Below are 24,219 nucleotides of genomic sequence, written 5' to 3'. Positions count from 1 at the left end.
ATGACGGCACCGGCTCTCTACATCGATCTGGACGGCACGCTGATCACCACCGATCTGCTGCACGAATCCCTGCTGCAACTGGTGCGGGCTTCCCCCCTGTCGCTGTTGATGCTCCCGGCCTGGCTGGCGCGTGGAAAGGCAACGCTCAAACACGAGGTCGCGCAGCGCGTCGAGATCGACGTGACGACCCTGCCCTATCGCGAGGAAGTGCTGCGACTGGTGCGCGAGGCCCGGGCCGCCGGACGGCGCGTGGTGCTCGCAACCGCCAGCGACATGAAGTTCGCTCGGCAGATCGCCCACCACCTGGACCTGTTCGACGACGTGATCGCCTCCAACGGTGTGGACAACCTGCGCGGCGAGGGCAAGCTCGCAGCCATCCAGCGCGACGCCGGTGGCCTGCCGTTTGCCTATGCCGGCGATCACCACGTCGACCTGCCGATCTGGCAGAGCGCACACGCTGCCGTGGTCGTCAGCGGTTCCAGCCGGCTCAACCATCGCGCAGCGCAGCGCACGACGATCGAAGCCGTGATCCGGCCGCAGACAGCACGGCTGCAGCGCTACATCTACGGCATGCGGCTGCACCAGTGGCTGAAGAACCTGCTGATCTTCCTGCCGCTGCTGCCCTCGCTGCACGAGTTGACGCTCGGCCTGGTGGTCGATGCATCGCTCGCCTTCCTGGCCTTCGGGCTGATGGCCTCGGGCATCTACGTGGTGAATGACCTGCTCGACCTCGGCTCGGACCGGCGCCACCACCGCAAGCGCCGGCGCCCCTTCGCCGCCGGCGAGATCTCGATCGGCCGCGGCCTGCTGATGGCCATCGCGCTCAGCGCGGCATCGCTCGCGCTGTCGATCGCCACGCTGCCGATCGAGTTCCTTTACGTGCTGCTCATCTACATGGCGCTGACCACCGCGTACTCGGTGCACCTCAAGCGCCGGGCGGTGGTGGACGTCTTCTCGCTGGCCGCGCTCTACACCATCCGCATCGCGGCGGGCACGGCGGCCACCGGCCTGCCGCTCTCGTTCTGGGTCCTGTCCTTCTCGCTGTTCATCTTCCTGAGCCTGGCACTGGCCAAGCGCTATGTCGAACTGGCCAGTGCGGTCGACGACCCGAGCAAGCTGAACACCGACCGCGGCTACCTGCCGAACGACCTGACCTTCGTCCTGTGCGGCGGCGTGTCGGCCGGCCAGATGTCGGTGCTGCTGCTCGGCCTGTACATCAACGACCAGGACATGATGGGCCGCTACGACAACCCGGTGTGGCTCTGGATGCTGATCCCGGTGTTCCTGTTCTGGACGATGCGCATCTGGCTCAAGGCCGTGCGCGGCCTGCTCCACGAAGACCCGGTGGTCTTCGCGGCACGCGACTGGGTCAGCCTCACGGCCGTGGGGATCGGCGCGCTTCTTCTGTGGATCGCGGGTTGAGCGCGCCGGCATCGACATGGCGCCGCCGGGCGCCGGATGTGCTGATCGCCGTGCTCCTGGCCCTGGCGGTGGTGTGGCTGCTGCGCGCGCTGATGCTGCATCTGCCGCCAGCCCTGTACCAGCAGCAATCCGGCGGGGACGTCTGGTTCGGCGCCGACACGCCGCGCACGCTGTCCAACATGGTCGACGCGCAGAGCAACCACTACCGGACCAAGGTCCACCCGATTTCCTCGCTGCTGCTGCATCCGGTGACGGTGGCCGTGCGCTCGGTCTGGGCCGGCAGCGACCTGGAAGCCGCGATGCGGGTCGTCAAGTTCGTCGGCGTGCTCTGGGCGATCGGCTTCTACGCATTGGGCCGCCTGTCCGGCGCCGGGCGCATCACCAGCGTGTGCTTCACGGCGCTCGCCGTCGCCAGCGCCGCCTTCCAGTTCTGGTTCTCGGTGGCCGAGACCTTCTTCGCGGGCTCGCTCACGCTGCTGATGGTGCTGCTGGTGGCGGCCGTCGCGGTGCACCGCCCCGTCGGTGACCGCTGGCTGGTCGCGGCCAGCGTGGCCAGCCTGAGCATCACCGTGACCAACTGGGTGGCCGGCCTCGCCCTTGCAATCGTGCAGCGCCCGTGGCGCCGCGCCGTGGGGCTCAGCGCCGTGGCGCTGTTGATCGTCTCGGTCCTGGCCCTGGTCCAGCGCCAGCTCTACCACTGGTCGATGCTGTTCTTCCTCGGCAGCCGCGAGGAACTGCACTACATCAACCAGGCCGCCGGCGGCTCGCTCGGCGATCGCCTGATCGGGATGCTCTGGTACCCGATCCGCATCCCCGCGGTGCGCGTGCAGGAGCAGGTGCCACCGGTGCTCAACATCATCTCGGTGCAGATGAACGGCGCCGGCCTCGTCGACGCGGCCAGCTGGGCCGCCCTCCTGATCTGGGCGCTGCTGCTGGCCGCCGGCGTGGTCGGCCTGGTCCGCTCGCCGCGCTGGCATGCCTTCGGCAAGGTGCTCGGGCTGACGCTGGCCGCGCAGATTGCGCTGCACCTGGTGTACGGCGACGAGACCTTCCTGTACGCGGCGCATTTCCTGCCGCTGCTGATGGCCGTCGCGCTCTTCGCGAGCCGATCGCCGCTGGGGCGCGCGGCGCCGGTGCTGGCCCTGCTGCTCGCGGCGCTGGTCGGCTTCCACAATTTCGACATGCATGCCGCCGCGGCCCACCTGCTGCAGCACGCGACACCGGCGCCCTGAGAGCGCCCCGGAGGGAATCGCACCATGAAGATGTTCATCGGGGTCTTGCTGACCGCCCTGGTCTCGGCCGCCATCGTCGCCTATCTCTGGCGTCGGCAGCCGCTGCTGGCCGCGCAGCCGGGCAGCCCCTCGACCGAACGCATTTCCCGCCAGTGGCGGCTGTGGGCCTGCTTCGTCTTCAGCGGCGTGGCGCTGAGCAGCCTCGTCGCGCTGGTGGGCGGCGACCCCTACGAAAGTGCGACCGCCTACGTGCGCACCCTGCTGCGCGCCTATGCGGGCGACGATTCGTGGATGCCGATGCTGCGCGCCTCGGCGCAGTTCCAGGCGCACCCGGACGTGCCGTTCTACCAGGCCATCTTCTTCGACCAGCATGTGAAGTTCCAGTACCCGCTGACGGCGCTGCTCTTCATCGACCTGCCGCTGGCGCTGCTCCCGATCAGCGGCGAGCAACTGGTGGTGATCTACAAGGTGCTCTCGCGGCTGTGCGTGCCGGTGATCGCACTCGTCTTCATGAAGCTCTTCCTGGGCGCGTCGCAGCAGCTGGCGCCGGCCGGCGAGCGCGCGCCGGCGCTGCTGCCAAAGTCGACTGCCACGCTCTTCGTGCTGTGCCTGGTCAGCGCGGCGCTGTTCTATCCGCTCGCACGCAGCGAGCACCACGGCCAGATCCAGACCGCCATGACGCTGGCCGCCGGCCTGGCGCTGCTGGCCTGGCAGCGCGACCAGCCGCGCCTGTCGGGTTTCCTGGTGGCCCTGTGCTGCATCATCAAGCCGCAGTGGGCGCTGGTGGTCGTGTGGGCGCTGCTGCGCCGGCAATGGAAGTTCGCGATCGCGGCGACGCTTACCGGCGCCGCGTTCCTGGCCGTGTCGGTGGCGTACTACGGCCTGCGCAACAACCTCGACTACCTGACGGTGGTCTCCTTCCTCGGCCGGCACGGCGAGAGCTACTTCATCAACCAGTCGGTCAACGGCCTGATGAACCGGCTGCTGTTCAACGGCGCCAACCTGTTCGGGCGCGGCCTGGTCTGGTCGGGCACCGACTTCCCGCCCTATCACGCGACGGTGTATGTCGCGACCGTGGTGTCGTCGGCCGTCATCCTGGCGCTGACGATGTTCTGGCGCCTGCGCAAGGCGCCGACCGCCATCGACCTCGCGCTCATCATGCTGAGCCTGACGATCGCCTCGCCGATCGCCTGGGAGCACCACTACGCCGTGCTGTTCCCGATCTTCGCGCTCGTGTTCCCGAGCGCGCTGCAGACCCGGCCGTGGGGCCGGCGGACCGAGCCGCTGCTGTGGCTGGCGCTCGCGCTGACGGGCCAGACCTTCATGACAGCCGTGAACCTGCTGGCCGACACGCGGCTGAACGTCTTGCAGTCGTATATCTTCTTCGGCGGGCTGCTGGTGCTGGCGCTGCTGTACCGGCTCTCGTGGATGGAACGCGGAACGGTCGGTGAAGCGCCCGAGCCACCGCGCCGCGCAGCAGTTCCGTCACCGAACTGACACACGGCTTTCGCGCGGGCGTCATGCCCTATGCCTACCTTCGCGGGTATTTCCAACCCACGACTAAGCAAGCACATGACGACTGACAAAAACCTGACGCAATCGCTCGCGATCGATCCTGACGACATCGGCCACAACACAACGAAAAACCCCGAGTTCAACGATCTGATCGCTGCGCGCTTGAGCCGCCGGAAACTGTTCGGCCTGGGCGTCGGTACCGCCGGTGCCGCCTTGCTGACCGCCTGCGGCGGCGGCGGCAACGACGACGCGCCGGCCCCTGCGCCCGCACCTGCCCCTGCACCGGCGCCCGCACCGGTACCCGCAGCCCAGAAACTCAACTTTGGCGCCGTGGCGAAAAGCCTCAACGACGTGGTCACCGTGCCGGCCGGCTACACCGCCAGCGTGCTGTATCGCCTGGGCGACCCGATCGCGACGGGCGTGCCCGCGTACAAGAACGACGGCACCGACGCTGCCGCCACCTACGACCGCCGTGCCGGCGACCACCACGACGGCATGACCTTCTTCGGCGTCGATGCCAACGGCAAATGGAGCCGCACCGCCGCCGACCGCGGCCTGCTGGTGATGAACCATGAAGCCATCACGCCGCTGTTCCTGCACCCCACCGGTCAAACCACTGTGGGCGGCGTGCGCACCGTGCCTGACGAAGTGCTGCGCGAGTTCTATCTGCACGGCGTGAGCGTGATCGAGGTGGGCAAGACCGCCAACAAGTGGAGCTACAAGCAAGCTTCGGGCTTCAACCGCCGCGTGCACACGCTGACCGAAATGGCGCTCTCGGGCCCGGTCGCCAAGACCGACTATGTGAAGACCAAGTACTCGACCGACGGCAGCATGACGCGCGGCACAGTCAACAACTGCGCCAACGGCACCACGCCGTGGGGCACCTACCTCGCTTGCGAAGAGAACTGGGCAGGTTACTTCCGTCGCGTCGCGGCCACGGACAACACGAACCGCACGGCAAAGGAACTGACCTCCTTCGCGCGCTACGGCGTTGCCGGCAACGGTCGCGAACTGTGGGCCACCGTCACGCCCGACACCACCGACGACCTGTACGGCCGCTGGAACACCGAAGTGCGTGGCGCCAACGCCCTTGCCGACTACCGCAACGGCGCCAACACCTACGGCTGGGTCGTCGAGATCGACCCGTTCGACGCGCTCTCCACCCCGAAGAAGCGCACCGCGCTCGGCCGCTTCGGCCACGAAGGCGCCTGCCTCGGCCCGGTCGTGGTCGGCAAGCCGCTGGTCTGGTACATGGGCGACGACTCGCAGAACGAGTACATCTACAAGTTCGTCTCGACCGCCCTCTGGGACGCGGCCGACGCCACACGCGGGATGGCCGCTGGCGACAAGTACATGGACGCGGGCCGCCTCTATGTGGCGAAGTTCGCCGCCGACGGCACCGGCCAGTGGATCGAACTCGCCTTCGGCGTGAACGGCATCACGGCCGCCAACAGCGCCTACGCTTTCGCTGACGCCGCCGACGTGGCCGTCAACACGCGCCTGGCCGCCGACGTGGTAGGCGCGACGAAGATGGACCGGCCGGAATGGACCACCGTCAACCCGCGCAACGGCGAGGTGTACGTCACCCTTACCAACAATGCCGCGCGACCGGTCGGAGGCACCGATGCCGCCAACCCGCGTTCGTACAACGACCCCAAGGGCGTGGCGCAGACTGCGCAGAAGGGCAACCCGAACGGCCACATCGTCCGCTTCGCCGATGCCAACGGCGACCCGGCCGCGCTCAGCTTCAACTGGGACGTCTACCTGTTCGGCGCACGTTCGACCGCCTCGCCCGACGTCAACCTGTCGCAGCTCGGCGCGGACAACGATTTCTCGAGCCCCGATGGCCTGTGGTTCAGCGAGGCCGCCCCCGGTCTGCTGTGGCTGGAGACCGACGACGGCAAGTACACCGACGTGACCAACTGCATGCTGCTGGCCGCGCTACCGGGCAAGGTCGGCGACGGCGCCGCGAAGACGATCACCAACGTCGACGGCGCCACCACCGCGACGCAAGCCACCATCGTCGGCAAGGCACCGGGCACCGACGGCCTGCGCCGCTTCCTGGTCGGCCCGAAGGACTGCGAGATCACCGGCATCGCCGAATCGGGTGACGGCCGCGCGCTGTTCGTGAACATCCAGCATCCGGGTGAAACCACGGCCGCCGGCAACATCGGCACGCCCGCCAACTTCGGCAGCCACTGGCCGGACGGCGGCAACGCCCGCCCGCGCTCGGCCACGGTGGTGATCACCAAGGACGACGGCGGCCTGATCGGTCTCTGATCGATGCACCGAGCCCGGCCGGCAGGCCGGGCCTCGTCCCCGTTGTCCCCGCGCTGCCGCTGCCTCATCCCCGAGGCAGCGGCAGCGCCGTTTTGTAGCGCACCTGCTTGAGCGCGAAGCTCGACCGGATCTTCTCGATGCCGGGGATCGGCGTGAGCTGCTCGAGGATGAACTTCTCCAGCGCCGCCATGTCGGCCACGGCGATGCGGATCAGGTAGTCGCTGTCGCCGGTCATGAGGTAGCACTCCATCACCTCGTCGTGCTCGGCGATGCGCCGCTCGAAGTCGCCCAGCGACGCCTTGCTCTGCGTCTTGAGGCTGATCGAGATGAAGACGTTCAGCCCCAGGCCCAGCGCGCTCGCGCTGGCCAGCGCGACGTAGCGGTCGATCACACCGGCCGCCTCGAGCGCCTTGACCCGCGCCAGGCACGGCGAGGGCGACAGGTGCACGCGGCGCGCGAGCTCCACGTTGGACAGCGCGCCGTCACGCTGCAGTTCGTCGAGGATGCGTAGATCGATGGCGTCGAGCTTCATGAAATGCTGTCGTTTCTCGTTTTGACGGCATATTATTTGCTGAACGAGGGATAACGATCCGGCGGGACAGCAGCCCATTCGGCGCGGAGCGGCCTAAAGTGCCGAGCATGAACGCCCCGATCTCCGCCTCCCAGATGCACGCGCTGCTGAGCCCCGCAGCGACCGACCCGGACCCGCAGGAAACTGCGGAATGGCGCGACGCCTTCGACGCGCTCGTGCAGACGCATGGTGCCGAACGCGCGCGCCAGATGCTCGACCAGCTCGCCCGCGTGGCACGCGACCGGCGCATCGGCTGGCAGCCCGAGCTGGCGACGCCGTACGTCAACACCATCGGCGTCGACCAGCAGCCCGCGTTCCCGGGCGATCTCGCGGTCGAGGAGCGGCTCGCCTCGCTGATGCGCTGGAACGCGCTCGCGATGGTGGTGCGCGCCAACCAGGCCTATGGCGAACTGGGCGGCCACATCGCCAGCTACGCGAGCGCGGCAGACCTGTTCGAGGTCGGCTTCAACCACTTCTTCCATGCGCGGAACGAAGCGCATCGCGGCGACCTGGTGTTCTTCCAGCCGCACAGCTCACCGGGCGTCTATGCGCGCGCCTTTCTTGAAGGGCGCCTGAGCGAAGACGACCTCGCGCACTACCGCCAGGAACTGACGGCGCCCGCCTTCACGCAGGGCACGGGCGCACGTGGCCTCTCAAGCTACCCGCACCCGTACCTCATGCCGGACTTCTGGCAGTTCCCGACCGGCTCGATGGGCATCGGCCCGATCAGCGCGATCTACCACGCCCGCTTCATGCGCTACCTGACCGACCGCAAACTGCAGGATTGCAGCACCCGCAAGGTGTGGGGGGTGTTCGGCGACGGCGAGATGGACGAGCCCGAGTCGATGAGCGCGCTGACGCTCGCCGCACGCGAGAAGCTCGACAACCTGGTGTGGGTGGTCAACTGCAACCTGCAGCGCCTGGACGGCCCGGTGCGCGGCAACGGCCGCATCATCGACGAGCTGGAAAAGCTCTTCGCCGGGGCCGGATGGAACGTCATCAAGCTGGTGTGGGGCAGCGACTGGGACGGCCTCTTCGCCCGCGACACCACCGGCGCGCTGGCCCGCGCCTTTGCGCACACGGTCGACGGCCAGATGCAGACCTTCGCCGCCAAGGACGGCCGCTTCAACCGCGAGTCCTTCTTCGGCCAGGACCCCGAACTCGCGCGCCTCGCGCAAGGCATGAGCGACGAGCAGATCGACCGCCTGAAGCGCGGCGGCCACGACCTGGTGAAGATCCACGCCGCCTATGCCGCCGCGGCCGCGCACGTCGGCCAGCCTACCGTGATCCTCGCGCACACCAAGAAGGGCTACGGCATGGGCGCGGCGGGCCAGGGCAAGATGACCACGCACTCGCACAAGAAGTTCGAGAGCGCGGATTTGATCGGCTTTCGCAACCGCTTCAACCTGCCGCTGTCGGACGAACAGGTGACCTCGCTCGCGTTCTACAAGCCGGCCGAAGACAGCGTCGAGATGCGCTACCTGAAGCAGCATCGCGCGGCGCTCGGCGGTTCGATGCCGCGGCGCGAAACGGCGTGCGACGTGGTCGCCAAGCCGGAACTCGCAGCCTACGCACAGTTCGCCGTGGCGGCGGCTGGCAAGGAGATGAGCACGACCATGGCCTTCGTGCGCATGCTCGGCAACCTGATGAAGGATGCGACGCTCGGCCCGCGCGTGGTGCCCATCGTGGCCGACGAGGCGCGCACCTTCGGCATGGCCAACCTGTTCAAGCAGGTCGGCATCTACTCGAGCGTGGGTCAGCGCTACTCGCCGGAAGACATCGACTCGATCCTGAGCTACCGCGAGGCGACCGACGGGCAGATCCTGGAAGAGGGCATCAGCGAGGCCGGCGCCATCGCAAGCTGGACGGCCGCGGCCACCAGCTACAGCGTGCACGGGCTGGCGATGCTGCCCTTCTACATCTACTACTCGATGTTCGGCTTCCAGCGCGTGGGCGATGCCATCTGGGCCGCCGCCGACCAGCGCGCGCGCGGCTTCCTTCTGGGCGCCACCTCGGGCCGCACCACGCTCGGCGGTGAAGGCCTGCAGCACCAGGACGGCAGCAGCCACCTCGTGGCCGCCACCATCCCGAACTGCAAGGCCTGGGACCCCGGCTTTGCGGGCGAGATGGCGGTGATCGTCGACGCCGGCATCCGCGAGATGATGGTCGAGCAGCAGGACGTCTTCTATTACGTCACGCTCATGAACGAGAACTACGCGCAGCCCGACGTGCCGCCCGAGGCCGCCGCGGACATCTTGCGCGGCTGCTGGCGCTACGAGGGCTGGCGCGATGCATCGGCGAAGAGAACGGCGCCGCAGGTTACCCTGATGGGCTCGGGCGCGATCCTCACCGAAGTGGTGAAGGCCGCGCGCCAACTCGACGCCGAAGGCATCGCCGCCGAAGTGATCAGCGTGACCAGCTGGAGCGAGCTGGCGCGCGATGGCCAGGCCTGCGAGGCGCGCGCGTTACACGGCGACGAGGACGCCGGCACGCCCTTCATCGCGCAGCAGCTCGCGAGCTCGCGAGGCCCCATCGTCGCCGCCACCGACTATGTGCGCGCCGTGCCCGAGAGCGTGCGCGCCTTCCTGCCCGAAGGCCGGCGCTACCTCACGCTGGGCACCGACGGCTTCGGGCGCAGCGACACGCGCGCCGCGCTGCGCGACTTCTTCGGCGTGGATGCGGCGAGCATCGTGCGCGCGGCGAAGCACGCGCTGCGCTGAACCGGCCGAGCGCGCGACAGGGACTTGCCCCGATGGCCGGCGCGCGGCTTCGCGCTATCGTCGACCCCTCTTCACCAGCCTGCCTGCGGGCCACGCCATGAACACAGTGGGATTGATCGGCCTCGGGGCCATGGGCGCCGGCATCGCGCAGACGCTGCGCAGCCACGGCTACGAGGTGCACGTCTGCGACGTGCGGCCGGGCGTGGCGGCGGCGTTCGTCGAGGCCGGCGGTGTCGCGCATGCCAATCCGGCCGAAGTCGCTACCGCCTGCGCCGTGGTCGTGAGCGTGGTGGTGAACGCGGCGCAGACCGAAGCCGTGCTCTTCGGCGAGCACGGCGCCGCCGCCGCGATGAAGCCGGGCAGCACCTTCGTGATGTGCTCGACGGTCGACCCGAACTGGTCGGTCGCGCTCGAGAAGCGCTTGAACGACCTGGGCATCCACTACATCGACGCGCCAATCTCCGGCGGCGCGGCCAAGGCCGCCAGCGGCCAGATGACGGTGATGTCGGCCGCCAAGCCCGAGGCCTATGCGAAAGCCGGCGCCGTGCTCGACGCGATGGCCGGCAAGGTCTACCGGCTGGGCGACAGCGCCGGCGCGGGCAGCAAGGTGAAGATCATCAACCAGCTGCTCGCCGGCGTGCACATCGCCGCCGCCGCCGAAGCCATGGCGCTGGGCCTGCGCGAAGGCGTCGATGCCGCCGCGCTGTATGAGGTCATCACGAACAGCGCCGGCAACAGCTGGATGTTCGAGAACCGCATGGCCCATGTGCTGGCCGCCGACTACACGCCGCTGTCGGCCGTCGACATCTTCGTGAAGGACCTGGGCCTGGTGCTCGACACCGCCCGCGCCAGCAAATTCCCGCTGCCCCTCGCGTCGACCGCGCACCAGATGTTCATGCAGGCCTCGACCGCCGGCTTCGCGAAGGAAGACGACAGCGCGGTAATCAAGATCTTCCCGGGCATCGAACTGCCCAAGAAGAAGGACGGCGCCGCATGAGCAAGATGGTGCTGGGCTGCATCGCCGACGACTTCACCGGCGCGACCGACCTCGCCAACAACCTGGTGCGCGCCGGCATGCGCGTGGTGCAGACCATCGGCGTGCCGAGCGTGCCACTGGCGGCCGATGTCGATGCCGTCGTGGTCGCGCTCAAGTCGCGCACCATCGCGCCGGCCGACGCCATCGCGCAGTCGCTCGACGCCCTGAAATGGCTTCAGGCGCAGGGCGCGCAGCAGATCTACTTCAAGTACTGCTCGACCTTCGACAGCACGGCCGCCGGCAACATCGGCCCCGTCACCGAGGCGCTGATGGACGCGCTGGGCAGCGACTTCACCATCGCGACGCCGGCCTTCCCGGACAACAAGCGCACCGTGTTCAAGGGCTACCTGTTCGTCGGCGACGTGCTGCTGAACGAAAGCGGCATGCAGAACCACCCGCTCACGCCGATGACCGACCCGAACCTGGTGCGGGTGCTGCAGGCGCAGACGACGCGCCAGGTCGGGCTGATCGACCACACCGTGGTGGCGCGCGGCGCCGACGCGGTGCGCGAACGCATCGCCGAACTGCGCGCCGCGGGCGTGGCCATGGCGGTGGTGGACGCGGTGTCCAACGACGACCTGCTGCGCCTCGGGCCGGCGCTGGCGGCGATGCCGCTGGTGACGGCCGGCTCGGGCGTGGCGATCGGGCTGCCGGCCAATTTCGGGATCGCGCCGTCGTCACAGGCGAGTGCGCTGCCAGCGGCCGAAGGGCGGACCGCCGTCGTCTCGGGCAGCTGCTCGATCGCGACCAACCGTCAGGTGATGAATTTCATCCAGAGCGGTCGGCCCGCGATGACGATCGACCCGCTGCGCATCGCGTCGGGCATCGACGTCGCGGCCGAGGCGCTGGCCTGGGCCGCACCGCTGCTCAAGGACGGCCCGGTGCTCGTCTACTCCACGGCCGAGACCGGCGCCGTGAAGTCGGTGCAGGGCCGCCTGGGGGTGGAAGAAGCCGGTGCGATGGTGGAGCGCACCATCGCCGCCATCGCGCGTGGCCTGGTCGCGCTGGGCGTGCGCCAACTGGTCGTGGCGGGCGGCGAGACCTCCGGCGCCTGCGTGCAGGCGCTGGGTGTCACGCAAATGCAGATCGGCCCGCAGATCGACCCCGGCGTGCCGTGGTGCCATGCGCTGGCCAAGGCTGCTGGTGGCGCGGGCGTGCACCTCACGCTGAAGTCCGGCAACTTCGGGGCCGACGACTTTTTCACCAAAGCCTTTGCTGTGCTCGAATGACGGTTTTGGTCGTTGCGCGAGAGGCGCGTTGTTCGGGGCGGGCTCGCGCCGACGGCGTACTCTGCTCCGCGAATGTCCCCCGGCCTGCGGCCTCCTCCTTTATTTCGCTGCGCAGAGCACGCCATCGACGTGAGCCTCGGGCGCGATCGTGGTTCATCGACGGTGCACCACGGCCGTGTCCACGTGCGCAGGGTATCGGGTGCTCCCCGCAGCGAAATAAAGGAGGAGCCGAAGGCGGGGGACATTCGCGGAGGGGAGTACCCGGTGGCCTGCACACGCGCCCCGAACCAACCTAGTAATCCAATGAACGAACCAGAAGCCCGAGAAGAAATCTGCCGCGTCGGCCGCAGCCTGTTCGAGCGCGGCTACGTGCATGCCACGGCCGGCAACATCAGCGTGCGGCTCGACGATGGCTTTCTCATCACCCCGACGGACGCCTGCCTCGGCTTCCTCGACCCGGCACGCTTGGCGCGCCTCGATGCGCAAGGCGTGCAGACCGGCGGCGACCGCGCGAGCAAGACCATCGCGCTGCACACCCGCATCTATGCCGCGGCACAGCGCTTCGACTCGGCCACGGCCTGCGTCATCCACACGCACAGCACGCACTGCGTCGGCCTCACGCTGCGGCCCACCGGCGAAGAACTGCTGGCCGCGCTGACGCCTTACTTCGTGATGAAGGTCGGCCATGTGCCGGTGATCCCGTACCACCGGCCCGGCGCTGCGGAAGCGGCCGATGCGGTGGCCGCCGCGATCACGCAGTACGGCGACGCGGGCCAGCCGATCCGTGCCGTGATGCTCGCGCGCCTCGGCCCGAACGTCTGGCACGACACGCCGGCCGCGGCCATGGCGGTGCTCGAAGAACTCGAAGAAACAGCGCGCCTGCGCCTGCTGTCTGCGACCGAACCCGCGCCGCTGGGCGAGGACGCGATCGACGACCTGCGCCGTACGTTCGGCGCGCGCTGGTAACCCACTCCCTCCCGAAGACCACCATGCCCCGTTTCGCTGCCAACCTCTCGATGCTCTACCCGGAGTTCGACTTCCTCGACCGCTTCGATGCCGCCGCCAAGGACGGCTTCGCGGGCGTCGAATACCTGTTCCCCTATGCCTTCCCTGCCGCCGAGATCGCGGCGCGGCTGACGGCCAACGGCCTGAAGCAGGTGCTCTTCAACGCGCCGCCCGGCCACTGGGACGGCGGCGAGCGCGGCCTGGCCTGCCTGCCGGGGCGCGAGAGCGAGTTCCGAGACGGCATCGCCAAGGCACTCGATTACGCCGCTGCGCTCGACTGCCCGCGCGTCCATGTGATGGCTGGCCTGCTGCCTGCCGGCCTGCCCCGCGAAACGGCCAAGGCGACCTACGTCGAGAACCTGCGCTGGGCCGCGGCCGAGGCCGCGAAGGCCGGGCGCGACCTCCTGATCGAACCCATCAACACGCGCGACATCCCCGGCTTCTTCCTCAACCGGCAGGACGAGGCGCATGCCATCGTCGAAGCGGTCGGTGCGCCCAACCTCAAGGTGCAGTTCGACCTTTACCACTGCCAGATCGTCGAGGGCGACGTGGCAATGAAGATCCGCCAGTACCTGCCGACCGGCCGCGTCGGCCACATCCAGATCGCCGGCGTGCCCGAGCGGCACGAACCCGACATCGGCGAGCTGAACCACCCCTACCTGTTCAAGGTGATCGACGAGGTGTCGGCCCAGTGCGGCTGGGACGGCTGGGTCGGCGGCGAGTACCGCCCGGCGCGCGGCGCGGTGCCCAACGGCACCTCGGACGGCCTGGGCTGGCTGCGCGCCGCGAAGGCGCTCAGCGCCTGACCACGTAGCGCGTCACCAGCGGCGGCCCGTCGCCCAGGTGGAAGGCCAGCCGGCGTTCGCGCAGCGCCAGGTCGGCCGCCGTCGCGCGGTGGAAGCGGCGCAGGTGGCCGGTCCACGACTCGTCGATGATCTGTTCCACGTAGCGGCCCGGCTCGGCGATGTCGTGCAGCAGCTCCCAGCCGATCGCGCCTTCGCTCAGCCGCGTGCGCCGCGTCTGCTGCATCACGACGTGGAAGGCCGCGGCGCGGGCCGGGTCGATCAGGTACTCGACGTTGATGACCAGCCGCCCATCGCCCGGCGGCGCATGCGGCGGTGCGTCGGCCCAGCCGGGCGCGGCGGGGCTCACATCGTCGTCGACGCCGCCGTCCAGCACATAGCGCAGGGCCGCGCCCATCATCAGCACGCCGGTGACCGACGCGATCAGCAGGCTGGCCTGCAGCGAGCTGACCGTGGCGATGTGCCCCCACAGCGCCGCACCGAAGGCGCTCGCGCCCATGATCGACATCTGGAACATCGACATGCCGCGCGCGCGCACCCAGTCGGGCAGCGCGAGCTGTGCGGACACCGACAACGAATTGGCCACCGTGATCCACGCCGCGCCGCCGAAGAACATGGCTGGCACGGCCACCCACGTGTTGGGCGCGACCGCCATCACCGCCGTGGCCGCCGACTGCAGCAGCGCGCCGCGCAGCACCAGCTGGTCGCGCACATAGGCCTGGCGCAGCCGCGGCATCACCAGCACTGCACCGATGGCGCCCGAACCCATGGCCGCCAGCAGCAGCGTGAAGGTGCCGGCCCCGCCGCCCTCGAGCCCGCGTGCCAGCAAGGGCAGCAGCGCGAGCAGTGCGGTCGAGTGCAGGAAGAAGATCGAGATGCGCGTGAGCACCGCGCGCATGCGCAGCGACTGGCGCACGAACTGCACGCCCACGCGCATCGCGCTCACGAGCTTCTCGCGGCCCAGCGGGTTGGGCGTGTGCTCGCGCCGCCAACGCAGCACGATGAAGCCCGAGGCCACCGACATCACTGCGTTGAGCACGAAGACCCACAGGCTGCCGGCGCTGGCGATCAGCGCCCCCGCCACCAGCGGGCCGATGATGCGCGAGGCGTTCATCGCGATGCCGTTGAGCCCGAGCGCGGCCGGCAGCTGCGGCCGCGGCACCAGTTCCGGCACGATGGCGGCGAACACCGGCCAGCGCAGCGCCAGGCCGATGCCGTTGGCGAAGGTCAGCGCCAGCAGCAGCGGCGCCGTCATCATGTCCAGCGCCACCGCCGCACACAGCACGATCGCCACCCCGGCCAGCCAGAACTGCGTGGCCATCAGCCAGCGGCGACGATCGAGGATGTCGGCCAGTGCGCCGCTCGGCAGCCCCAGCAGGAACACCGGCAGCGTCGAGGCCGACTGCACCAGCGCCACCCACAGCGGCGTGGTGGTCAGCGTCGTCATCATCCACGCCGCCGCCACGTCGTTCATCCACATGCAGATGTTCGCGAGCAGCCAGGTGCTCCACAGCATGCGGAAGACCGGGAGCTTCAGCGGGGTGAAGGGGCCGATGCGCGCGGGCGTGGCGCGCATCGGCGGGATGGGGGATTCGTCGGGGGAGATGGGCGGCATCGGCGTCGATTGTCAGGCCGTCACGCAGCGCGCAACCCTTTGGCGGCCAGATGCCCCAGCGGCAGCGCATGGCTCGCCTTCACCTCCCCCAGCGAGAAGCTGGTGTGCAGGTCCTTCACGTTGGGCAGGTGCATGAGGCTGTTGAGGGCGAAGCGCGAGAAGGCGTCGAGGTCTTCGGCCACCACCTGCAGCTCGAACATGCCGGTGCCGCTGATGTAGTGGCAGGCGATGACTTCGGGCAGCTTGCGGATCGCTTCCTCGATCTTCTTGGTGACCTCGCTGTTGGCGCGCTCGGTGTCCAGGCGCACGAAGGCGAGCACGCCCAGGCCGATCTTGCGGCGGTCGATCTCGGCGTAGTAGCCCTTGATGAAGCCGGACTCTTCCAGCGCCCGCACGCGGCGCCAGCAGGGTGCGGCCGACAGGCCCACGCGCTGGGCCAGTTCGGCGTTGGTCAGGCGTCCATCCGTCTGGAGTTCTTTCAGGATGGCAAGGTCGAACTTATCAAGGCTTTCCATAAAGGGTGATTCTAAGAAAGGATCTTCCAGAAACTAGGGTTTCCCTGGCGGTATCTGAAAGCACCTGTCCGACACCCGCCAATACACTTTCAGGCGCATCATGAAGGCACCGCATCCCGTCGGGCGCTCATGCCGCCCAGCCACGCCCACAAGGCCACGCCAACCGGAGACACAGACGATGAACGCCCCCCTGCCAGAGCACATCCGCAAGGCCCTCGAGACGGTCACGCTCGACGACAAATACTCGCTCGACTACGGTCGCGCCTTCATGTCGGGCGTTCAGGCCCTCGTCAAGCTGCCGATGCTGCAGCGCCTGCGCGATGCGCAGAACGGCAAGAACACCGCCGGCTTCATCAGCGGCTACCGCGGCTCGCCGCTCGGCGGTTACGACCAGGCGCTGTGGAAGGCGAGCAAGTACCTCAAGGCGCAGAACATCGTGTTTCAGCCGGGCGTCAATGAAGAGCTGGCGGCCACCGCGCTGTGGGGCACGCAGCAGCTGGGCTTCTCGCCGCCGGGCACCAACAAGTTCGATGGCGTCTTCGGCATCTGGTACGGCAAGGGGCCGGGCGTGGACCGCTGCTCCGACGTCTTCAAGCACGCCAACATGGCGGGCACCACCGAATTCGGCGGCGTGATTGCCGTCGCAGGTGACGACCACATCTCCAAGAGCTCGACCGCCGCGCACCAGAGCGACCACATCTTCAAGGCCTGCGGCACGCCGGTGTTCTTCCCGACCAACGTGCAGGAGATCCTCGACCTGGGCATCCACGCCTTCGCGATGAGCCGCTTCTCGGGTGTGTGGTCGGGCATGAAGACGATCCAGGAGATCGTCGAATCCAGCGCCACCGCGATGATCGACCCGGAGCGCGTCGACATCGTGATCCCCACCGATTTCGAGATGCCGCCCGGCGGCCTGCACATTCGCTGGCCCGACCATGCGCTGGAGCAGGAAGCGCGGCTGATGCACTACAAGTGGTACGCAGCGCTCGCGTACATCCGCGCGAACAAGCTCAACCACAACGTCATCGAGGGGCCGAACGATCGCTTCGGCATCATGGCCAGCGGCAAGGCCTTCAACGACACGCGCCAGGCGCTGATCGACCTGGGGCTGGACGACGCGGCCTGCCGGCAGATCGGTATCCGGCTGCACAAGGTCGGCGTCGTGTGGCCGCTGGAGGCCCAGCTCACGCGCGACTTCGCGACCGGCTTGCAGGAGATTCTGGTGGTCGAAGAGAAGCGCCAGGTCATCGAGTACCAGCTGAAGGAAGAGCTCTACAACTGGCGCTCCGACGTGCGGCCCAACGTGGTCGGCAAGTTCGACGAGGGCGTGGGAGCCAGTGCCGACGGCTATTCGGGCGGCGAATGGTCGATGCCCAACCCGACCGCGCACACGCTGCTGCGCGCCAACGCCGACCTGAACCCGGCGCTGATCGCCAAGGCCATCGCGCAGCGCCTGAGGAAGACCGGCCTGCTCGACGCCATCGGCGCCGACATGCGCGCGCGCATCGATGCGCAGCTCGCCATCCTCGAGGCCAAGGAGCGCTCGATGGAGGTCATCAAGCTCGACGGCGTGCAGGGTGCCGACCGCCAGCCGTGGTTCTGCTCGGGCTGCCCGCACAACACCAGCACCGTGGTGCCCGAAGGCTCGCGCGCGATGGGCGGCATCGGCTGCCACTTCATGGCGACCTGGATGGACCGCAGCACGATCGGCTTCACGCAGATGGGCGGCGAGGGCGTGCCATGGGTGGGCCAGCAGCCCTTCACCACCGACCAGCACATCTTCGCGAACCTGGGCGACGGCACCTACTTTCACAGCGGCCTGCTCGCCATCCGCCAGAGCATCGCGGCGGGCGTGAACATCACCTACAAGATCCTCTACAACGACGCGGTCGCCATGACCGGCGGCCAGCAGGTCGGCGAGCGGCCCGAAGGCCACTCGGTGCTGCAGATCGCGCAGAGCCTGTTGGCCGAAGGAACGACGAAGGTCGTGATCGTCACCGACGAACCCGAGAAGTACGACGGCGTGAAGGTGGCCGGCGATCCGGAGGTGAAGCACCGCGACCTGCTCGACGACATCCAGCGCGAGTTCCGCGAAATCAAGGGCACCACGGCCATCATCTACGACCAGACCTGCGCGACCGAGAAGCGCCGCCGCCGCAAGCGGGGCACGGCCGTCGACCCGGCCAAGCGCGTCGTGATCAACGAGCTGGTGTGCGAAGGCTGCGGCGACTGCAGCGTGCAGAGCAACTGCCTCTCGGTGGAGCCGCTGGAAACCGAATTCGGCCGCAAGCGCACCATCAACCAGAGCACCTGCAACAAGGACATGAGCTGCCTGAAGGGCTTCTGCCCGAGCTTCGTCACTGTCGAAGGCGGTGCGCTCAGGAAGAAGTCGAAGGCCAAGGCGAACTCGCCTTTCGAGATGGGCGTCATGCCCGAGCCGGCCGTGCCGCAATTGGCACGCGACCAGGTCTGGGGCATCGTGGTCGCCGGTGTCGGCGGCACGGGCGTGATCACCATCGGCCAGCTGCTGGGCATGGCCGCGCACATCGAAGGCAAGGGCATCGTCACGCAGGACGCTGCCGGCTTGGCGCAGAAGGGCGGCGCCACCTGGAGCCATGCGCTGATCGGCGAGACGCAGGAGGCGATCCGCACCACGCGCGTCGGCACCGCCGCGGCCGACCTGATCCTCGCCGCCGACCCGCTGGTGGCGGTCAACGCCGAGACGCTGGCGCGCATGCGCGAAGGGCGCACGCACGTGGCGCTCAACAGCCACAGCACGCCGACCGCGGCCTTCGTGCGCAACGCCAATTGGGTGAACCCGCAGGACGACTGCGCGAACCAGATCGCGCGCATCGTCGGCATCGACGGCCTTGGCAGCTTCGACGCCGATGCGGCTGCCGTGTCATTGATGGGCGACAGCCTCTACGCCAACCCGATGCTGTTGGGCTACGCCTGGCAAAAGGGCTGGGTGCCGCTGGACTACGCGTCGCTGATGCGCGCGATCGAGCTCAACAACGTCGCGATAGAGAACAACAAGACGGCCTTCGAATGGGGCCGCCGTGCGGCGCATGACCTGGCGGCGGTGCAGAAGCTGGTGTCGCCGGGCCAGGTGATCGAGTTCAAGAAGCGCGAGACGGTCGAGGCGCTGATTTCACGCCGCGCCGAGTTCCTCAGGGGCTACCAGAACGCCGCGTACGCCGAGCAGTACACGGCCTTTGTCGCCAAGGTGCAGCAGGCCGAGACGGCGGTGGTCGGCAAGACGACGCTGACCGAATCGGTGGCGCGCTACCTCTTCAAGCTGATGGCCTACAAGGACGAGTACGAGGTGGCGCGCCTGCACACCGACCGTGCCTTCCTCGACCGCGTCGAAGGCATGTTCGAAGGCGACTTCAAGCTCAACTACCACCTCGCGCCGCCGCTCATCGCGAAGAAGAACAGCAAGGGCCAGCTGCAGAAGCAGAAGTTCGGCCCCGGCATGCTGACCGGCTTCAAGGTGCTGGCCAAGCTCAAGGGCCTGCGCGGCACGGCGCTCGACATCTTTGGCCGCACCGAGGAGCGCAAGACCGAACGCGCACTCATCGGCGAGTACCGCGCGAGCATCGAGGAAGTGATCGCCGGCCTCAGCGCCGCGAACCATGCGACGGCGGTGGAGATCGCCACGCTGCCGGAGCAGATCCGTGGCTACGGCCATGTGAAGGAGCGCAACCTGGCCGCGGCGCGTACGCGCTGGACCGAGCTGATGGCCAAATGGCGCCATCCGACGACGGAGCGCGTCGCAGCTTGAGTGGCCCACACCCCTGAAAAAAAGCGCCTCACGGCGCTTTTTTCGTTTCAGGCCCGCCGCGGCGGCGTCTTCAAGGTTTGGTGTCTGCGAAGCTCGGCCGCAGCATCAGCTTGTCCTGCAGCTTCGCGAGGTTGCTGTACTGGCTGCGCCAGTCGATGTCCGGGAAGCGGAACTCGATCCAGCCCAGCGCGCAGCCGACCGCGATGTCCGACAGGCTCAGGTGGATGCCGCTGCAGAAGGGCTTGTCGCCCAGGCCCTTGGCCATGGCGGCGATGCCGCCTACCATCTTGGCGCGCTGCCGGTCCATCCAGACCTGGCTGCGTTCACCCTCGGCGCGGCCCGCCCAGGTGGCTTCGAGGCGGCACAGCACGCCGGCGTCCATCACGCCATCGGCCAGGGCCTCCCAGGTCTTGACCTCGGCGCGCTCGCGGCTCTGCTGCGGAATGAGCTTGCCCACCGGCGACAGGGTGTCGAGGTATTCGACGATCACGCGCGAGTCGAACATCGCCTCGCCGCCTTCCATCACCAGGCAAGGCACCTTGCCCAGCGGGTTCGAGTTGGCAATGGTGGTGTCGGGCGCCCAGACGTCTTCCTGGACGAACTGATAGTCAAGGCGCTTTTCGGCCATGACGACGCGGACCTTGCGCACGTAGGGGCTGGCGTTGGATCCAATCAGTTTCATTCGGCTTCTCTCTTCCCTCTGGGTCATCGTTTTAGCGCTTTGATTCTAGTGTGCGACCCCGGGTGGGCACCGGACGCCCCCACGCGCAATCGCCCCCGGCATGCAGAATCGTGGCGCATCACCAACGAGGGAGGACCCATGACCATGGACATCGACACACCCGCGGGGCCGCCCCCCGAACGCCATCCGATCGGCTTCACCGCCAGCGGCAGCGAGTACTTTCGTATCTGGATCGTGAACCTGCTGCTCATCGTCGTCACCCTGGGGCTTTACCTCCCCTGGGCCAAGGTGCGCAAGCTGCAGTACTTCCATGCCAACACCTGGGTCGACGGCGACGCGCTGGGCTTCCATGGCGAGCCGGCGAAGATGCTGCGCGGCACGCTGATCGCCGCCGCCTTCCTGATCGTCTATTCGGTGGGCAGCCATTTCTCCGGCTGGGCCGCGCTGCTGGCGGCGCTGGCCTTCGTCGGCCTCTGGCCTACGCTGTTCCGGGCGTCGATGCGCTTCCGGCTGGCGAACACCAGCTGGCGCGGGCTGCGCTTTCGCTTCACCGGCGACACCGCCGGGGCCTACGGTGCCCTGTTGCCGCCGCTCGCCCTGGCCCTGCTGCCCTTCGCCGTGGCCGGGCTCACGGTCGACAGCGGCGAGGGCGGCAGGCCGGCTGCGCCGTCGGCCGCGGCCACCGGGCTGATCGGCCTGTGCATGCTGGTCTTCGTCGTGGGCCTGCCCTTCTTCCTCTGGAAGCTGCGGCGCTACCAGCACGGCCACTTCGCCTACGGCGGACTGCAGACGCGGCTCGATGCCGACGTGGGCGTGGTCTATGGGGTCTTCATCAAACTGATCGGGCTCACCCTGGCGGTCATGGTGCTCGCGGGCCTGGGGGTCGGCCTGCTGATCGGCATCGGCGCGATCGGTCGCAAAGGCCCCGGCATGGGGGTCGCCGTTGTCGCGACACTGATGATCTTCGCGATCGGCGGCGTGCTGCTGTTCAACATCCTGCCCAAGTCGTACCTGCAGGTGCGGCTGCAGAACCTGCTGTGGTCGACCACCGGCAACGAGGTGCTGCGCTTCGACAGCCGCCTGAAGCTCGGCCCCTTCCTGCGCCTGCAACTGAAGAACTACCTGCTGATCTTCCTGACGCTCGGCCTGTACTGGCCCTTCGCGGTGATCGGCACGCGGCGCGCTCAGCTCGAGGCGGTGACGCTGGAGACGCGTACGCCGCTCGACGAACTCACGCGCGCCGCGGGCGAAGAAGACCCGAGTGCCGCTGGCGACATGGCGGCCGACCTGTTCGGCCTGGACATCGGGATGTGAGCCCGGTGACCGACACGCTCGACGCCCGCTACTTCGACGGCCGCCGCAGCCGGCCGCGCGCCGCCCGCCTTCATGTGGCCGACGGCCAGTTGCACATCACGCCCGCGGCCACCGAGCCGGCGGCGTTCGAAGCGCTCGCCGTGCCGATCGCGCAGGTCCGCTGGCCGGAGCGCACCCGGCATGGCGGGCGGCTCGCGTCGCTGCCGGGCGGTGCCAGTGTGCAGGCGCTCGATGTGCCCGGCTGGGACGACTGGTGCGCGCGCGCCCTGCCCGGGCGCGAGAGCCCCATCGTTCGCGCCCAGCAGAGCTGGCGGGGCGTCGCCCTCGCGCTGGTGCTGCTGCTCGCCGCCACCGCGGCCGTGTACCAGTGGGGGCTGCCGTGGATCGCGCGCGGCGTGACGGCGCTGGTGCCGCAGCGGGTCGACGCGCTCATCGGCGCAGAGGCGCTGGCGTCGCTCGACGATGCGATGCTGCGCCCCAGCGCCCTGCCGACGGACACGCAGGACCGCATCCGCCGCGCCTTCACGCGGATGGTGGCCGGCGCGCATCCCGAGGGCGCGCCCCCGTGGAACCTGCAGTTCCGCCAGGGCCGCGACGACAAGCTCGGGCCGAACGCGCTGGCGCTTCCGGGCGGCACCATCGTCCTGACCGACGCGCTGGTGCAGTTGCTGCCGGGTGACGAGAACGCGGTCCTGGGCGTGCTGGGGCACGAGTTCGGCCATGTGCGGCTGCGCCACACAATGCGCCAGCTGGTGCAGGCCTCGGCCGTCGGCTTCGCGGTGTCGATCGCCTTCGGCGACTTCGGCACGCTGATCGGCACGGCGCCGGTGGTGCTGGCCACGCTGGGCTATTCCCGCGACGCCGAGCGCGAGGCCGACGAGGAATCGGTGCGCCTGATGCGCGCCGCCGGCATCTCGCCGCGCGTGATGGCGGGCTTCTTCGAGGCCATCGAACGCTGGCGCGGCGACCAGGCGCGCGACGGCCGGAACGACAGCGCCATCGGCCTGGCCTTCGCGACACACCCGGCGACGGCGGAGCGCATCGCCTTCTTCAAGGCGGCGGCCGAATAGGTGCGGGCGGGGCGACGCCTAAAATTCGCCCCATGAGCTTCTCCACCGTTTCCGCCCTTTCCCCCCTCGACGGCCGCTACGCCGCCAAGCTGGCCGCGCTGCGCCCCCTGATGAGCGAGCAGGGCTACATGCACCGGCGCGTGCAGGTCGAGGTGGCCTGGTTCATCGCGCTGTCCGACTGCGGCTTCGCCGAATTCAAGCCGCTCACGCCGGGCGCCCGCAAGTACCTGATGGGCCTGGTCGCCAATTTCGCCGAGGCCGATGCGATCGCGATCAAGGAGATCGAAAAGACCACCAACCACGACGTGAAGGCGGTCGAGTACTGGATCAAGTCGAAGTTCGAGGCCCGGCCGGAGCTGCTGGCCGCGGCCGAGTTCGTACACTTCGCCTGCACCAGCGAAGACATCAACAACACCAGCCACGCGCTGCAGATCCAGGCGGCGCGCGACAAGGTGATGCTGCCCGCGCTCGACGGGCTCGTCGCCAAACTGCGCGAGATGGCGCACCAGTTCGCCGACGTGTCGATGCTCTCGCGCACGCACGGCCAGACCGCCAGCCCGACCACCGTCGGCAAGGAAATCGCCAACGTCGCGGTGCGCCTGGCCAAGGCGCGCGAGCAGATCGCCGGCGTGCAACTGCTGGGCAAGATGAACGGCGCCGTGGGCAACTACAACGCCCACCTGGCCGCCTGGCCCGACTTCGACTGGGAAAGCTTCAGCCGCAAGGTCGTCGAGACGCCGGCCCCGCTGGGCCTGGGCCTCGCGTTCCAGCCCTACAGCATCCAGATCGAACCGCACGACTACATGGCCGAGCTGTTCGACGCGGTGGCGCGCGCCGACACCATCCTGATCGACTTCTCGCGCGACATCTGGGGCTACGTGAGCCTCGGCTACTTCAAGCAGCGCCTGAAGAAGGGCGAGATCGGTTCGTCGACCATGCCGCACAAGGTCAACCCGATCGACTTCGAGAACGCCGAAGGCAACCTGGGCCTGGCCAACGCCTTGCTGCGCCATCTGAGCGAGAAGCTGCCGATCAGCCGCTGGCAGCGCGACCTGACCGACAGCACCGTGCTGCGCAACATCGGCGTGGCCTTCGGCTACGCGACGCTGTCGTACGCGAGCCTCATGACCGGCCTGGGCAAGCTGGAGATCAACGAAGAAGCCATCGCCGACGACCTCGACGCCTCGTGGGAAGTGCTGGCCGAACCGATCCAGACCGTGATGCGCCGCTTCGGCGTGCAGGGCGCCTACGAGCAGCTCAAGGAAGTCACGCGCGGCAAGACCGTGACGGCCGAAGCGCTGCACGGCCTGATCCGCTCGCTGGAGATTCCGGAAGCCGAGAAGGAACGCCTGCTCGCGATGACGCCCGCCAGCTACATCGGCAAGGCGGCCGAACTCGCGAAACGCGCATGAAGGCTCCCACGCTC

At 68.6% G+C, this 24,219-nt stretch carries 17 protein-coding genes; 13 read left to right on the top strand and 4 right to left on the bottom strand.

Features of this window, described 5'->3' with window-relative positions:
- The 4 genes from ACSFA2_RS09885 (at position 1) to ACSFA2_RS09870 (ending at position 6,449) form a co-directional block, all read left to right on the top strand.
- The gene (locus tag ACSFA2_RS09885; RefSeq protein ID WP_435455155.1) at positions 1-1,422 is read left to right on the top strand and encodes a UbiA family prenyltransferase; all 1,422 of its coding nucleotides are present in this window, start codon (positions 1-3) and stop codon (positions 1,420-1,422) included.
- Positions 1,419-2,654 (top strand): hypothetical protein, encoded by a 1,236-nt coding sequence (locus ACSFA2_RS09880; protein ID WP_435455154.1) that lies wholly within the window; start codon positions 1,419-1,421, stop codon positions 2,652-2,654. Before ACSFA2_RS09885 ends, ACSFA2_RS09880 begins: the two co-directional genes overlap by 4 nt.
- Before the next feature lie 24 nt (positions 2,655-2,678).
- Positions 2,679-4,151, top strand: coding sequence for a glycosyltransferase family 87 protein (locus ACSFA2_RS09875; RefSeq protein ID WP_435455153.1), 1,473 nt, complete (start codon positions 2,679-2,681; stop codon positions 4,149-4,151).
- A gap of 75 nt (positions 4,152-4,226) precedes the next feature.
- Positions 4,227-6,449 carry a PhoX family protein gene (locus ACSFA2_RS09870; protein WP_435455152.1) on the top strand — a complete coding sequence of 741 codons (2,223 nt, stop codon included), beginning with the start codon at positions 4,227-4,229 and terminating at the stop codon, positions 6,447-6,449.
- A gap of 64 nt (positions 6,450-6,513) precedes the next feature.
- Here the strand turns inward: ACSFA2_RS09870 and ACSFA2_RS09865 are convergent, their stop codons facing one another.
- Positions 6,514-6,981: an Lrp/AsnC family transcriptional regulator gene (locus tag ACSFA2_RS09865; protein WP_435455151.1), complete on the bottom strand. Its 468-nt coding sequence runs from the start codon at positions 6,979-6,981 to the stop codon at positions 6,514-6,516.
- Positions 6,982-7,088: 107 nt separating this feature from the next.
- On the opposite strand from ACSFA2_RS09865, the gene mdeB reads away from it, so the two are divergent.
- From mdeB to otnI, 5 genes are all read left to right on the top strand, one after another.
- The gene (gene mdeB, locus ACSFA2_RS09860; RefSeq protein WP_435455150.1) at positions 7,089-9,740 is read left to right on the top strand and encodes an alpha-ketoglutarate dehydrogenase; all 2,652 of its coding nucleotides are present in this window, start codon (positions 7,089-7,091) and stop codon (positions 9,738-9,740) included.
- Between the two features lie 97 nt (positions 9,741-9,837).
- Entirely contained in the window at positions 9,838-10,737 is a 900-nt protein-coding gene (ltnD, locus tag ACSFA2_RS09855) for an L-threonate dehydrogenase (protein ID WP_435455149.1), read from the top strand.
- Positions 10,734-12,005: a 3-oxo-tetronate kinase gene (gene otnK, locus ACSFA2_RS09850; RefSeq protein ID WP_435455148.1), complete on the top strand. Its 1,272-nt coding sequence runs from the start codon at positions 10,734-10,736 to the stop codon at positions 12,003-12,005. The genes ltnD and otnK overlap by 4 nt, the downstream gene beginning before the upstream one ends.
- A gap of 303 nt (positions 12,006-12,308) precedes the next feature.
- Complete coding sequence (locus ACSFA2_RS09845) at positions 12,309-12,971, top strand: class II aldolase/adducin family protein (protein ID WP_435455147.1); 663 nt, start codon at positions 12,309-12,311, stop codon at positions 12,969-12,971.
- A gap of 23 nt (positions 12,972-12,994) precedes the next feature.
- The gene (gene otnI, locus ACSFA2_RS09840; protein ID WP_435455146.1) at positions 12,995-13,816 is read left to right on the top strand and encodes a 2-oxo-tetronate isomerase; all 822 of its coding nucleotides are present in this window, start codon (positions 12,995-12,997) and stop codon (positions 13,814-13,816) included.
- Here otnI and ACSFA2_RS09835 read toward each other — a convergent pair.
- Together ACSFA2_RS09835 and ACSFA2_RS09830 are read right to left on the bottom strand one after the other, a co-directional pair.
- Positions 13,806-15,428 carry an MFS transporter gene (locus tag ACSFA2_RS09835; protein WP_435455145.1) on the bottom strand — a complete coding sequence of 541 codons (1,623 nt, stop codon included), beginning with the start codon at positions 15,426-15,428 and terminating at the stop codon, positions 13,806-13,808. The two genes, otnI and ACSFA2_RS09835, sit on opposite strands and share 11 nt — an antisense overlap.
- Before the next feature lie 20 nt (positions 15,429-15,448).
- Positions 15,449-15,943 carry an Lrp/AsnC family transcriptional regulator gene (locus tag ACSFA2_RS09830; RefSeq protein WP_435455144.1) on the bottom strand — a complete coding sequence of 165 codons (495 nt, stop codon included), beginning with the start codon at positions 15,941-15,943 and terminating at the stop codon, positions 15,449-15,451.
- A 178-nt stretch (positions 15,944-16,121) separates the two neighbouring features.
- On the opposite strand from ACSFA2_RS09830, the gene ACSFA2_RS09825 reads away from it, so the two are divergent.
- The gene (locus tag ACSFA2_RS09825; RefSeq protein ID WP_435455143.1) at positions 16,122-19,727 is read left to right on the top strand and encodes an indolepyruvate ferredoxin oxidoreductase family protein; all 3,606 of its coding nucleotides are present in this window, start codon (positions 16,122-16,124) and stop codon (positions 19,725-19,727) included.
- 70 nt (positions 19,728-19,797) lie between these two features.
- Here ACSFA2_RS09825 and ACSFA2_RS09820 read toward each other — a convergent pair whose 3' ends face one another.
- Positions 19,798-20,409 (bottom strand): glutathione S-transferase N-terminal domain-containing protein, encoded by a 612-nt coding sequence (locus ACSFA2_RS09820; protein WP_435455142.1) that lies wholly within the window; start codon positions 20,407-20,409, stop codon positions 19,798-19,800.
- A 138-nt stretch (positions 20,410-20,547) separates the two neighbouring features.
- Between ACSFA2_RS09820 and ACSFA2_RS09815 the strand changes: the two genes are divergently transcribed.
- From ACSFA2_RS09815 to purB, 3 genes are read left to right on the top strand one after another with little or no spacing between them, the layout of a single operon-like run.
- Positions 20,548-21,723 (top strand): YjgN family protein, encoded by a 1,176-nt coding sequence (locus ACSFA2_RS09815; protein WP_435455141.1) that lies wholly within the window; start codon positions 20,548-20,550, stop codon positions 21,721-21,723.
- A 5-nt stretch (positions 21,724-21,728) separates the two neighbouring features.
- Positions 21,729-22,793, top strand: a complete 1,065-nt coding sequence (locus tag ACSFA2_RS09810) for a M48 family metallopeptidase (RefSeq protein WP_435455140.1) — start codon at positions 21,729-21,731, stop codon at positions 22,791-22,793.
- A 32-nt stretch (positions 22,794-22,825) separates the two neighbouring features.
- Positions 22,826-24,205, top strand: a complete 1,380-nt coding sequence (gene purB, locus ACSFA2_RS09805) for an adenylosuccinate lyase (protein ID WP_435455139.1) — start codon at positions 22,826-22,828, stop codon at positions 24,203-24,205.
- Positions 24,206-24,219 lie beyond the last annotated feature (14 nt).

Source organism: Variovorax cryoconiti (assembly GCF_051216395.1).
Classification (GTDB): Bacteria; Pseudomonadota; Gammaproteobacteria; order Burkholderiales; family Burkholderiaceae_C; genus Variovorax.
The sequence above is the reverse complement of the archived record's forward strand: the minus strand, read 5'-3'. Positions and strand labels throughout refer to the sequence as shown.